The sequence below is a fragment of the Microbulbifer sp. ABF4_148 genome (genome assembly GCF_056158985.1).
Genome location: NZ_JBSWUI010000001.1, coordinates 1,736,521 through 1,749,232, shown reverse-complemented (window position 1 = coordinate 1,749,232; position 12,712 = coordinate 1,736,521). Strand labels below are relative to the sequence as shown.

At 52.8% G+C, this 12,712-nt stretch carries 11 protein-coding genes; 8 read left to right on the top strand and 3 right to left on the bottom strand.

Translation table 11 applies throughout. The features are described from left to right. Window positions 1–35: 35 nt before the first annotated feature. From pilB to ACXAD0_RS07490, 8 genes are all read left to right on the top strand, one after another. Window positions 36–1,751: a type IV-A pilus assembly ATPase PilB gene (gene pilB / locus ACXAD0_RS07525; RefSeq protein WP_475087756.1), complete on the top strand. Its 1,716-nt coding sequence runs from the start codon at window positions 36–38 to the stop codon at window positions 1,749–1,751. A 97-nt stretch (window positions 1,752–1,848) separates the two neighbouring features. Further along, window positions 1,849–3,060 carry a type II secretion system F family protein gene (locus tag ACXAD0_RS07520; RefSeq protein ID WP_475087755.1) on the top strand — a complete coding sequence of 404 codons (1,212 nt, stop codon included), beginning with the start codon at window positions 1,849–1,851 and terminating at the stop codon, window positions 3,058–3,060. A gap of 3 nt (window positions 3,061–3,063) precedes the next feature. Continuing rightward, complete coding sequence (locus tag ACXAD0_RS07515; protein ID WP_475087754.1) at window positions 3,064–3,945, top strand: prepilin peptidase; 882 nt, start codon at window positions 3,064–3,066, stop codon at window positions 3,943–3,945. A 161-nt stretch (window positions 3,946–4,106) separates the two neighbouring features. Next, entirely contained in the window at window positions 4,107–4,709 is a 603-nt protein-coding gene (gene coaE / locus ACXAD0_RS07510) for a dephospho-CoA kinase (protein WP_475087753.1), read from the top strand. 236 nt (window positions 4,710–4,945) lie between these two features. Next, window positions 4,946–6,196 (top strand): HlyD family secretion protein, encoded by a 1,251-nt coding sequence (locus tag ACXAD0_RS07505; RefSeq protein ID WP_475087752.1) that lies wholly within the window; start codon window positions 4,946–4,948, stop codon window positions 6,194–6,196. Window positions 6,197–6,234: 38 nt separating this feature from the next. After that, window positions 6,235–8,331: a peptidase domain-containing ABC transporter gene (locus ACXAD0_RS07500; RefSeq protein WP_475087751.1), complete on the top strand. Its 2,097-nt coding sequence runs from the start codon at window positions 6,235–6,237 to the stop codon at window positions 8,329–8,331. Between the two features lie 17 nt (window positions 8,332–8,348). Further along, window positions 8,349–8,564 (top strand): hypothetical protein, encoded by a 216-nt coding sequence (locus ACXAD0_RS07495; RefSeq protein WP_475087750.1) that lies wholly within the window; start codon window positions 8,349–8,351, stop codon window positions 8,562–8,564. 442 nt (window positions 8,565–9,006) lie between these two features. After that, on the top strand, window positions 9,007–9,798 hold the full coding sequence (locus ACXAD0_RS07490; RefSeq protein ID WP_475087749.1) for a lysostaphin resistance A-like protein: 792 nt from the start codon (window positions 9,007–9,009) through the stop codon (window positions 9,796–9,798). Between the two features lie 75 nt (window positions 9,799–9,873). Here the strand turns inward: ACXAD0_RS07490 and ACXAD0_RS07485 are convergent, their stop codons facing one another. The 3 genes from ACXAD0_RS07485 to ACXAD0_RS07475 form a co-directional block, all read right to left on the bottom strand. Beyond that, window positions 9,874–10,659 (bottom strand): hypothetical protein, encoded by a 786-nt coding sequence (locus ACXAD0_RS07485; RefSeq protein WP_475087748.1) that lies wholly within the window; start codon window positions 10,657–10,659, stop codon window positions 9,874–9,876. Continuing rightward, the gene (locus ACXAD0_RS07480; RefSeq protein WP_475087747.1) at window positions 10,659–12,032 is read right to left on the bottom strand and encodes a hypothetical protein; all 1,374 of its coding nucleotides are present in this window, start codon (window positions 12,030–12,032) and stop codon (window positions 10,659–10,661) included. Before ACXAD0_RS07480 ends, ACXAD0_RS07485 begins: the two co-directional genes overlap by 1 nt. Window positions 12,033–12,314: 282 nt before the next feature. Then, entirely contained in the window at window positions 12,315–12,647 is a 333-nt protein-coding gene (locus ACXAD0_RS07475; protein WP_475087746.1) for a DUF1820 family protein, read from the bottom strand. Window positions 12,648–12,712: the final 65 nt, after the last annotated feature.

Here is a 12,712-nt window from a genome sequence, read left to right as displayed (position 1 = left end):
GATCGCACAACCGTAGCCCAGGCATTGTAAGAATCATGAGCAGTATCCCCCTCAATGGACTGGCCAAGCAGCTGGTAGCAGAGCAGATTCTCGATGAGACGACCGCAGCGTCGGCCATGAAGGCTGCACGCCGGGAAAGCCAGACATTTGCACAACATGCGGTAGAAGCCAAGCTGGTCAAGAGCCGTGAACTCGCCACCATTGCCTCCAATGCCTTTGGCTCCCCAGTCTTTGACCTCGGCACCTACAACTTTGATCTGATCCCCAAAGACATCATTGATGAAAAACTGATCAGCAAGCATTTCACACTGCCCCTTTACAAGCGTGGCAACCGTCTGTTTGTTGCTGTGGCTGACCCGACCAACCTGTCCGGCCTGGACGAGATCAACTTCAACACCGGGCTTAATACTGATGCGGTCCTTGTCGAAGCGGACAAGCTGGCCAAGGCCATCGAAAGTTATCTGTCCAATAGCTCGGACATTAGTGCCGGCCTGGATGGCATGGATGACGAGGATCTCGATGCGCTCAACGTCGAAGGCGGTGGTGATACCCAGGAAAGCGAGGATGGTGAGCCCGGCGGCGACGAGGCCCCGGTTGTACGCTTTGTCAACAAAGTACTGCTGGATGCGATCCGTACTGGTGCCTCCGATATCCACTTCGAACCCTACGAGAAGAGCTATCGCGTACGTTTCCGCACCGACGGCGTTCTGCACGAAATCGCCAAACCCCCGATCCAGCTGGCGACTCGCCTGGCGGCACGCCTGAAAGTGATGTCAAAAATGGATATCTCTGAACGGCGCGTGCCCCAGGACGGCCGAATCAAGATGAAGCTGTCCAAGACCAAAGCCATCGACTTCCGGGTCAATAGCCTCCCGACCCTGTGGGGGGAAAAGATCGTACTGCGGATCCTCGACCCGTCATCCGCCAAACTCGGCATTGATGCGCTGGGCTATGAGGACGAGCAGAAGCAACTATATATGGACGCCCTGGGCCAGCCCCAGGGTATGATCCTGGTGACCGGGCCAACCGGTTCGGGTAAAACCGTATCTCTGTATACTGGCCTCAATATCCTGAACACCCCGGAGCGCAACATTTCCACCGCGGAAGACCCGGTAGAGATCAACCTGGAGGGGATCAACCAGGTCAACGTCTCCAACAAAGTGGGCCTGAACTTTGCCGAGGCACTGCGCTCGTTCCTGCGTCAGGATCCCGATATCGTGATGGTGGGTGAGATCCGGGACCTCGAAACGGCAGAAATCGCGATCAAAGCCGCGCAAACTGGCCACTTGGTTCTCTCGACACTGCACACCAACTCTGCACCAGAGACCCTGACCCGCCTGATGAACATGGGGGTCCCCTCGTTTAACATTGCCACCTCTGTCAGCCTGATCATCGCGCAGCGACTGGCACGTCGCCTGTGCGGTGAGTGCAAAAAGCCCATCACTCTTCCGGAAGAGGTGCTCAAGGAAGAAGGCTTCGACGCAGTGACCATCGAGCGCAAGGAGTGGAAGATCTATCAGCCCGTAGGCTGTGAACACTGCTCCAAGGGTTACAAGGGGCGGGTCGGCGTCTATGAAGTGGTTCGCATCACTGATGGGATCTCGCGAATTATCATGGAAGGTGGCAATTCCATTGAAATTGCCGATCAGGCCAAGAGCGAAGGGTTCAACAACCTGCGCACCTCTGCGCTGAGAAAGGTTGTACAGGGGGTCACCAGCCTGGAAGAGGCCAACCGGGTAACCAACGACTAAGACAACATGCAGGCCATCCTGGCATGATCAGGATGCAACAATAAGAAGTACGGGCGGCCAGATGACGCCCAAAGTGATTAAGCAACAGGTATAAGATATGGCCAATGCCACAGCTGCCGCATACATCTTTAAAGGTGTTGATAACAAAGGCAACAAGGTCGAAGGCGAAATCAATGGCACCAGCCCCGCGCTCATCAAGGCGCAGCTGCGCAAGCAGGGCATTATCGCCAACAAGGTCCAGAAAAAGCCGAAGCCCCTGTTTGGTGGCAAGAAAAAGGTAAAACCGGCAGATATCGCCCTGTTTACCCGCCAGATGGCCACCATGATGAAGGCCGGTGTGCCACTAGTGCAGAGCTTTGAGATCGTTGCAGACGGCGTGGACAACGATGGTCTGAAAGACCTGATCTTCAAGGTCCGCGATGATGTGGCATCTGGTACTGCCTTCGCCGAAGCCCTGCGAAAGCATCCTTTATACTTCGATGATTTGTTCTGCAACCTGGTCGCGTCCGGTGAGCAATCCGGTGCGCTCGAGACCATGCTGGACCGTATCGCCACCTATAAAGAGAAAACAGAAACACTCAAAGCCAAAATCAAAAAGGCCATGACCTATCCGATCGCGGTAGTCGTGGTCGCAATTGTCGTGACCTCAATTCTGCTGGTGAAAGTAGTTCCGCAGTTTGCGGAGACTTTCTCGAGCTTTGGTGCAGAACTGCCGGCATTTACCCGCATGGTGGTCAGTATGTCAGAATGGATGCAAGCCAACTGGTTCATCGCATTGATCGTAGTGCTGGGTAGTATCGGTGGTTTAATCGAAGTTAAAAAGCGCAACAAGAAAGTGCAGGAAGCCTTCGATCGCCTCATCTTGCGCATGCCCATTTTTGGGCAAATTACTTATAACTCGATTGCTGCGCGTTTTGCCCGCACGCTGTCTACCACCTTTGCCGCTGGTGTACCGCTTATTGACGCATTGAAGTCTGTGGCCGGTGCAACGGGTAACTCGGTTTACGAGCAATCCACCCTGCAGATTCGTGAGTCTGTCGCCACCGGTATCACCCTGAATAGCGCCATGCGCCACTCCGGCCTCTACCCGACCATGCTCGTGCAGATGGCCTCGATTGGTGAAGAATCCGGTGCCCTGGACGAGATGCTGGCTAAAGCCGCCGACTTCTATGAAGAGGCCGTCGACAATATGGTCGACAACCTCACCACACTACTCGAACCGATGATTATGGCAGTACTGGGTATTCTCGTGGGCGGCCTGATGATCGCCATGTACCTGCCCATCTTCCAGCTCGGTAACGTTGTATAAAGAATGGATTATCTTGCTTCACACATGGCGCTGCTGATTGGCAGCGCTTTTGTTTTGGGGGCCCTGATCGGGAGCTTCCTCAATGTCGTCATCTATCGCCTGCCGATCATGATGGAACGGGAATACAAGCGGGACTTCTACCAGTACTTTGACAAAACGCCCCCAGCAGATGAAAAAGCGCAGCTGGAGGAGTCGTTCAATCTGATTCTGCCGCATTCCCACTGCCCCAATTGCGACACCGAGATCAAACCCTGGCACAACATTCCCGTCATCAGCTACTTGATGCTCGGAGGAAAGTGCAGTGCCTGCAATACCGCGATCTCCAAGCGCTACCCGCTGATCGAGCTCGCCACAGCACTGCTCACCGCGATCGTGGTCTGGCAACTGGGCTTCACCTGGCAAGCCCTCGCCGGCTGTGTGTTCACCTGGGCGCTGGTCGCACTTACCGGCATCGACTTCGACAAGCAACTGCTGCCCGACAACATTACCCTGCCCCTGTTGTGGGCCGGACTGCTGATCAATTGCTGGGGCATTTTCGTTCCCCTGCAAGATGCCGTGGTGGGAGCCATCGCCGGCTATCTGTCCCTGTGGACGATTTACCATATCTTCAAGCTGGTTACCGGCAAGGAAGGGATGGGAGCCGGAGACTTCAAGATCCTCGCGGCAATCGGTGCCTGGTTTGGCTGGCAGGCCCTGCCCCTCGTGATACTCCTGTCCGCAGCGGTTGGCGCTGTTGCCGGCCTTACCTGGAGCGCAATTGCCGGCCGCGACCGCAACCTGCCAATCGCCTTTGGCCCTTATCTGGCTGGTGCTGGCTGGATCGCCATGTTGTGGGGCGAAGACATTATGGGCTGGTATTTCGCCTTCTCCGGCCTGGGCTCCTGACGATCGGAAACGTGTCGCAGCTTCCCGGATTCAGGAAGCTGCGCTCCCTGCCCCGGCGCTCCCTGCCCCGGCCCGACCTCACTCAGTAGCGCCCCAACCGATTCCGCATCCTTCCCTGCCTCGCTACAATACAGAGCAAACCTTCAACACGGATGGCCCCCATGTTTATAGTCGGCTTGACCGGTGGCATCGGCAGCGGAAAATCTGCCGCAGCAGACTGCTTCAGGGAACTGGGCATCAACGTCGTGGACGCCGACTGGGCAGCCCGCGTGGTCGTACAACCCGGCCAACCCGCACTGGAACAAATCGCCCAACACTTCGGCAGCGACATTCTCCTCGACAACGGGCAGCTCAACCGAGCCAAGCTACGAGAGCAGGTCTTCTCCAACGCAGCCGAACGCCAGTGGCTCGAAGCACTACTGCACCCCCTGATCCGTCAAACGATCATCGAAGCCTTAAATGCCAGCGAAAGCCCTTACGCCATCCTCGAATCTCCACTGCTTATAGAGTCCGGGCAATTTGAGCTGGTGCAGCGTATTTGCGTTGTGGACATCCCTGAAGACCTCCAAATTGCTCGAGCAACCGCCCGCGATGAAAATTCTGTTGAGCAAATCAGGAACATTATGCAGGCACAGTTACCTAGAGACCGCCGACTAGCCAAAGCGGATGATGTCCTCGACAACAGCGGAACGCTCACCTCACTAAAACGGCAAGTCACCCGACTTCATGCAAAATATGCCGACATGCTAACCACCAAAGCCTAATAGATCTATTTCTTTACTATCCGAATAAATTTTTTCATCCAAACAAAATAGACACTCCGACAACAAGAGACTGGTAAACCCGTATCAATTGGACACAACCAGTAAGAGAACTGTCTCACAAAAACCACAATTGAAAATTCTTCGACAAAATCCCTATTGTCCTTGCCCTCCGCCGTTATTAGTCTTTGCATCTACTCGCTGAACAATAAATTGCCGTATCAGACAAGGATCGTCTCGTGGCTAATTTCTTTCGACGTGAAGTCACTGCAAATTTAGAGAATCGCCTTCACGGTGAAGTTTTGCTTTCTCAAAGCATCCCTCATTGGCTTATCGTCACTTTTCTAACTTTCTGGATTCTGCTCGTCGCCATATGGCTGGTTAACTGTAGCTTTTCCAGAAAAGCAACGGTACAGGGATGGATTGAACCAAACACAGGAGAGGTTCGCCTCACCGCCAGCAGAAATGGAGTTGTGACGGCCATTCTTGTCAACGAGGGAGATACCGTAGCAACTGGACAAGAATTACTGAAAATCAGTAGTGAGAGCCATCTAGGCGGCGGGCAAAAGATCGAGCAGCTGATACTCGCCGAGTTCGAAGAGCAGGAACGACTGATAAAAAGTGAAATCCAACAAAAGCAGAAGTCCTTTCCTGAAAAATTGAAAACCCTGGAATTTCAGATCTCCTCAGCTATCACAGAGCTTTCTCTTATAAAAAGTCAGCTCAAAAACTTACAAAGCAGACAAAAAATTAGTCAATCTCAGACCATGAGGTATCGACAGCTAAATGGCGATGGCTATATCTCAGATATCGAACTAGAGTTTGCGACGACGAGAGATTTGGAGCTCGAAAACGAACAACAACTACTGCAAAGAACTCAGCTACTTTCGGAAAATAAGCTCCGTGAGCTGCAGCTCACCAGAGAGCTTCTTCCTCATGACCATGAGAACGACATTCGCTCACTTCAATCTCGCCTTTCAGATCTGAATCAACGGATGGCCGAGGTAGAAGCCCGCCACACCTACACGGTGAAGTCCGTTAAAAGCGGGAAAGTTGGCAACATCATGGCCACCAGAGGACAAACAGCACATGCGGGCCAACCACTCCTCACCCTACTGTCGGAGGATGATGCCTTAGTCGTCAAACTACTGGTTCCAGTCAGAGCTTCAGGATTCGTCGAAAGAGGACAGGAGATACGTATTCGCTACCAGGCCTTTGCGTATCAAAAATTTGGGGTCCATCAGGGAACGATCAAAGAGATCTCGGACTCCATTCTCCTCCCCAATGAAGTTGTAGATTCTCCGGTTCGGGTGACGGAACCCGTTTATCGAGCCACAGTCCATCTGAAACAGCAGGAACTCCTCGCTTTTGGCCGTCGCGTTTCTTTAAAGCCGGGAATGACCCTATCAGCTGATATCGAGCTGGCAGAAAGAAGCCTTGTGGAGTGGCTAATCGAGCCGTTGTTGAGCTTACGGGGGCGAATTCAATGAGTGCTATTACTCCACCCGCTATACCCGTCCAGGGGAGAATGGAAAGCCAGCTCAATTTTGGACTTCGCCGTAAAACCGCCCTGGTCCGTCAGTCCGAGGCTTCAGAGTGTGGTCTGGCCTGTATCGCAATGATTGCTGGACATCATGGGCTAAAACTATCAATGACAGCTCTACGTCAGCGTTTCAGGATTTCCAACCGGGGGACGACGCTAAAAACACTGATCGAAGTATCCTCTGAACTTCAACTTTCTACGCGGGCACTCCGCCTTGACCTCGAACACGTTGGGCAACTGCAGCTACCCTGCATCGTCCACTGGGATATGAACCATTTTGTCGTACTCGCCAGAGTAAGCGGAAAAAAAGTGACGATACTTGACCCGGCAATGGGTGAAGTTGTCATGACCAAGGAAACGTTTAGCGGCCACTTTACCGGAATTGCCTTGGAACTGAGTCCGGCGGAAGGATTCGAGGCAAAAGAGGAGCAACACAAATTAAAGCTTTGGCACTTCTGGTCCCGCACGAAGGGGCTGAAGAGAAGTCTACTCCTGGTGCTGATACTTTCGCTATTTCTTCAGATATTCGCGGTTCTATCTCCCTTCTATATGCAGACGGTTGTGGACGACATCATCCTTCGCACCGATACACACTTACTCACAGCTGTTGCCTTGGGGTTCGCGCTTCTACTCGTAATACAAACGGCCACGAGCACGTTGCGGCAATGGGTGATTGTCCATATCTCCAGCCGCCTGAGCATTCAGATGGCGTCAAATCTCTTTCGACACCTGATTCGTTTACCACTTGAGTACTTTTCTTCACGGCATATGGGCGATGTGGTTTCCCGCTTTGGATCACTCACACACATTAGGGAGCTGTTGACTACAGGCCTTGTGACCACCGTTGTCGATGGATTGATGGCCATCATCACCCTCTTGGCAATGTTTATCTACGACCTGAAGCTCAGCGCCGTAGTTGTCATTGCCGCACTTATTTATCTGCTATTGCGGCTATCGCTATACCGACCGCTCAGGCTCAGGTCAGAAGAGACGATTCAGGCACAAGCACAAGAAAACACGCACTTTATGGAATCTATCCGTGCGATCCAGACAGTAAAAGTCTTCCAACGTGAAAACGATCGGCACAATGAATGGCAGAACCTACTGGCAGACTCAATCAACAAAGATATAAAAGTGAGTCGATGGACCATTAGCTATGAATTGGCGCAACGGCTCATTTTTGGAGTAGAGAACCTTCTGGTCGTGTATCTGGGCGCTCTCGCGGTGATGGGCAACACAATGAGTATCGGTATGCTGTTCGCGTTTATGAGCTATAAACAGAGATTTCTTGAATCCACAGAAGGGTTAATCTCAAAGCTCATTGAATTCAAGATGCTTGGCCTACATTTCGACCGCCTGTCAGACATCGTATTTACCCGACCGGAATCTTCCCACAACGGCAGAGACCACTTTCAACTGGAGCTCTCCAGTAAAACCTTCAACGGTAGCATCGAAGTCAGAAATCTTGGCTACTCCTACGGAGAGTCAGATGCCCCTATATTCCAAAACCTGAATTTCAAGATTCAAGCCGGCGAGACCGTCGTATTTACCGGCCCTAGTGGCTGTGGAAAAACCACGCTGCTCAAGTGCCTCATGGGTCTATTGACCCCCAGCGAAGGCGAAATCTTGATCGATGGAAAGCCGATTTCACAGGTCCAACAGTACCGTGCCATGATCGCTGGTGTGATGCAGGAAGACCAGCTTCTTGCTGGCAGCATTGCCGACAATATTACTTCCTTCTCGCAGAATCCGGATCTCAAGAAGCTTACCGACTGCGCAGCGATGGCCTGCATTCACGATGAAATTCTCACTATGCCCATGCAGTACCAGACACTCGTGGGCGATCTCGGAGCGCATCTGAGTGGCGGGCAGAAGCAAAGAATCATATTGGCTCGCGCCCTTTACCGCTCACCCAGAGTTCTGTTCATGGACGAAGCAACCAGCCACCTGGATGTGGCAAATGAGTCTTTGGTCAATGACCAAATCAGTAGGCTCAACATTACCAGGATAATGGTTGCACATAGACCGGAAACGGTCAGATCTGCAGGGAGGCAGATCGACATTTCCGAAATTTTAAAATAGTAGAAACGGAGTGAACTATGAAAGTATTGAATGATTATGAAACCTTGCATGTTTCCGGTGGCTCATATAAATCGATCGGCTATGCTGCCTTTGGTGCGGGCGCCGGCACTGCAGCGGGATGGGCCACTGGGAGGATTGCCGGACTTGCGCTTGGCTTTGCATGGGGAGGCCCTGTAGGAATGGCAGTTGGAGCCCTCGTCGGCGTTGGTATTACTCTAGCCACCACTAGATAAGCTATTATCTATGCGATCGCGGGACTCCCCGCGATCTCAATTTTATGGGAATTATCATGTATAACGAATTCTATCGCTGCTTCGGCTTTGTAAGCTTCTTTGGCTTCGGGATATATTTGATGCGGGGAGCATTGATCGGAGAGATTTCCTACCCTGCATTAACCATATTCTTAATAGGAGTGCTGATCTCCTGCATTTCGGTTGTTATTAAGAGGTTTACCAAGCTTCAGGATATTTGACTTACATCTTATAGAATTTAGGTCGACTTCATATTTAGCCGCGCATCGAAATGATTAAGGCTCAACCAATAATTGAAACTTCAAAAAAAGCTTAGAATGTAATTATTTGTCGACTAGCTTATACCATCCAACCACTTTAACCATCTCCCTATATCTGGTATAGATGGTCTTTTCTCAACCTCAAAAGTAAAAGGATTTCGATTTTGGAAAGCCTCATTGACAGCAATGACATCGGCTCACCTCAAAAGAAGGAAACGCGACCTATCTACCCGTCACCGTGGCGTGCATCGCTGTGGGCCATAGTGTTATTTGTGCTATCTGTGATAGGCGCAGTGCTTTATATCTCGGGCTACGGCGGATACCTTGGTTACCAGTCTGCCATCAGCGGCATGGATCCGGACCCGTTAGTAATCGAAGCCCAGATTGAAGCGCATCTTGAGACAATAACGGCTTTCGCAGGCATGTACATTGTGCAAGCGCTTTTGGTACTGCCGGTATTACTGGCGATTTCCAGCTTTGCCAACCAGAGCCGCAAAGAGACTTTAGCCTGGCATCGTTTTCCAATCTCCCAGCTAAAGCGATGGCTGCCAATTCTGGCGGTGTTCTATGTGTTCCAGTATTTTGTGGCACAAGTATTTGAGATCGACCCCGGCGACTTCATGCGCTCGCTGGTTGGCCAACAACATCTCATCGCAGCGCTCGTCATCGTATTTCTGGCTCCATTGGTTGAAGAGCTCGTATTCCGCGGTTACCTCTATAAAGCATGGCGCCATACATGGCTCGGGTTTACCGGCACATTGTTGCTCACGTCTGCATTATTTACTGCCATGCATCTCGGCCAGTATGGCTGGGTCCAGCTTGCGATCGTCTTTGGACTGGCACTGCTCTGTGGCATCGCGCGCGAGAAGAGTGGTACGGTGTTGCTGCCGATTGTGCTGCACAGTACTTCGAATCTGGTAGGCGTTATTCTTGTGATGTACCTGGGTATCCTCTAGCCGACCCCATTGGCATGTCACGCGGCTGCCATTACCTCACCTCTGCATGTCAGCGGGCATCAGAGGTGATGGGATTCAGTCCCTGACCCGCTCAATCTGCTCAAACTGCGAGACACTGTCGAGATACTCCCGCCAGCTACTGACCAGATCGCTGGTTTGATATTTCTTGTATTTCTCTCGCTCCAGCCACAGTACATTGGTATTGGCCCGACGGAGGTCGATCACCGGCAGGTTGTCGATGGCTTCTGAACCGCTATCGAATACAGAACCGGCCCTGGAGTTCTGGATCATGTCGCTGACAATGGTGAGATTGACCTGCTCGGCTCGCGGATCGATACGGCGCAGGGAGACGATATCGGACATGGCTTCATAGATCGGCGAAGTACCCTGCTCGGAGCTGGCGACGGCGACTCGCACAGCCTTTTTGAGGGGGCGCTCAAACCGCTCATTGTAGATGCGTTCCACAAACTGGCGGTTTCCGGTGAGACTGCTGATTTCCTTACCCGCTTTGGGCTTGCACATATCGACTACAGGCGCAGATAGCCCGCTGAAGGTCTCGTCGAGCATAAAAAGCGTGATACGGTCGTTCTCCTGAGCCTCTTCGAGGGTGCGGGTCAGGTGGGTCCTGAGGAAATACTTCTGGTACTCGGACAACGTATCGGACGCGTCGATGATAAACAGGTTGTGAGAGCCTCTCGGCAGGTTTTCGTTACACAGCGTGGACTGGTCAAAGTCCCGCTCAGGTGCCGAGAGCTGAATCCCCAGCACCACCACCATGGCAACCAGTATCAGGAAGCTGACCGCAAAGATAATCAGCCCCCGACGATCCTCATAGCTCAGCGTAGATCTCCTTCGCTTCATTACAGTCCCTTCAGGCCAACTTCCCTTTCGATGCGAGTCACTTCTTCGGCGATTTTCTGCCGGTAGGTTTCACCACAGGCATCAGCTTCTTCCATAGCACGCTTGTAGTCTTCGTCCAACGCTTCGATGATCTTTCGGTACGAGGCCAGGTCTTCGCGATGCTGCTCCAGGCCGGCGGTATTTAGCCGCGGCAGCTTGTTCGGGTCGACCATCAGTAGCTCACCAAAGTAGGTAGGACGATGGTTCATCATGCGCGCGGCATAGCATTGATAATGCCGAATTAGTTCGTTGAGTAACTCCTGGGCTTTCACAATGTCACTCTCGTAGGCGTGATGGATATCATCACTGCGCTCAATACTCGCCTTGAATTCGATGTACTGGTCGCGGATGGCCTTCTCGGACTCCGACGCTTCTTTCTTGACGGTTTCAATCTCTGACTGAATGTCGTCATACATCGAGGCACTTTCATCGAGCCAGCGACGCTGCAGGTCTTTGACGCGACGGGTGGCATCCGCGTAGCCCGGATATGAGTCTTCGACGGTAAAGAACTTGGCGGTGAGCAGAATGACGGCAATCGCACTGACGATCACCATGATCCACGCGTTAAAGTCCTGGATACCCCAGGGGTTCGCCAGCATGCGCGTCACAGCGAGGCCCGATGCCTCAAAGGGATTAACTTCCATCGCCTCGCGGTAGTGCCCCACACCCAGAACAAACGCAGCGGCAAGCACAGAGACCACGCAGAACAGCAGCAGTCCGGCGCACTTGCGCATGGGGCTTCGGTGATAACTGTTGCGCAACGAAAAGGCGAGGAATGCGGCCAGGCCGAGGTTCACGAGAGCGATCACGAGCGACTGGAAGAACCCGCCGAGCATGCCCAGCTCGCTGCCCTTGGAGAGAAAGTAGGAGTTTAGTACCGTCTCACAGATAACGATAAAGAAAATGATGGCGTAATGCTGCAGCCGCGATTCTTTGTACACTGCATCACGCGTGAGCTCATTCTGGTTGCGGAAAATTTCAAGATCCACACGGGCTGAAAGCAGCTCCCTGGCGAGGGTCTTCATTTCCTTGAGTAACACGGCGAGCCTCGCACCGACACGCTGGTCGATGGTCCCGCGCGTATTGTTCAGTCGATGCGACTGCTGGCGGATATCGATATCGCTGCGCAGGTCGAGCTGCTCATCCATTGCGGATTGACGCTCGTCGTGCACCCGACCAATCACTTCCCGTGTCACATAGGAGCGCAGGCTTTCTTCACTTTCGGTGTGCCGACTGCGGTCCACCTCCGGAATTCCGGCCTTTACATCACTCTCTACCCGCTGGTCGATCTTCAGTGCCGAAATGGCGGTCTTACATGCTGGTATCAGTTCCATACACCTCACCTAAAAGACATCCCAACATTTAGGTAACTGGATAGTGCTCCCGTGTCAGTGTGCATGCAGTACATGACCAGCAAGGCGTGCGACCAGCCGGGTGCCAGCGCACGGGCGCGCTTCCATACTTAAGAATAGACCGCCATAGGGCTTCTTCTGCTGTGCTGCGATAAACCGCGGCAGTAGGCGCGCAATGACTCTTGGACGGTATCGGGGGAAGGGAAATGAAGAGGATCAAGAGCCGGGTCGGGGCGAAAGGGGCGCCTGCGCGCCCCTCGAGGGTTATTCGCTGTCCTGCGGTGGGCGCATGGGCGCCGGGAAGGGGAACTTGGCGACTTTATCGCCTTTGACCTCGACGATTTTGCCGACACCCTCTTTTTCCACTTCATCGATACGAACGATGCTGTGCATGGGGATATAGGAACGCGCGACCGAGGCGAATTCGGTTTTCAGTTTTTCCTCACTAGGGTCTACCAGCAATTGGGACTTCTCGCCGAAAACAAATTCCTCGACCTCGATAAAGCCGTACATATCGCTCTGGTAGATTGCCCGGGCATACAGCTCGTATACCTGGTTCTGGTTGTGAAAAATGACTTTGTAGATCGGGTTTGCCATGGGGTTCTCGTAGGGCCCTGCCCTGCCATCAGTTCGCGCCGGGAATCCGGCTGCCGCAAAAAGCG

Bases quoted from the DNA above. Each gene is read 5' to 3' on its own strand.
- pilB (WP_475087756.1), top strand. From the start codon at position 36: ATGAGCAGTATCCCCCTCAATGGACTGGCCAAGCAGCTGGTAGCAGAG.
- ACXAD0_RS07520 (WP_475087755.1), top strand. From the start codon at position 1,849: ATGGCCAATGCCACAGCTGCCGCATACATCTTTAAAGGTGTTGATAAC.
- ACXAD0_RS07515 (WP_475087754.1), top strand. From the start codon at position 3,064: ATGGATTATCTTGCTTCACACATGGCGCTGCTGATTGGCAGCGCTTTT.
- coaE (WP_475087753.1), top strand. From the start codon at position 4,107: ATGTTTATAGTCGGCTTGACCGGTGGCATCGGCAGCGGAAAATCTGCC.
- ACXAD0_RS07500 (WP_475087751.1), top strand. From the start codon at position 6,235: ATGGAAAGCCAGCTCAATTTTGGACTTCGCCGTAAAACCGCCCTGGTC.
- ACXAD0_RS07495 (WP_475087750.1), top strand. From the start codon at position 8,349: ATGAAAGTATTGAATGATTATGAAACCTTGCATGTTTCCGGTGGCTCA.
- ACXAD0_RS07485 (WP_475087748.1), bottom strand. From the start codon at position 10,659: ATGAAGCGAAGGAGATCTACGCTGAGCTATGAGGATCGTCGGGGGCTG.
- ACXAD0_RS07480 (WP_475087747.1), bottom strand. From the start codon at position 12,032: ATGGAACTGATACCAGCATGTAAGACCGCCATTTCGGCACTGAAGATC.
- ACXAD0_RS07475 (WP_475087746.1), bottom strand. From the start codon at position 12,647: ATGGCAAACCCGATCTACAAAGTCATTTTTCACAACCAGAACCAGGTA.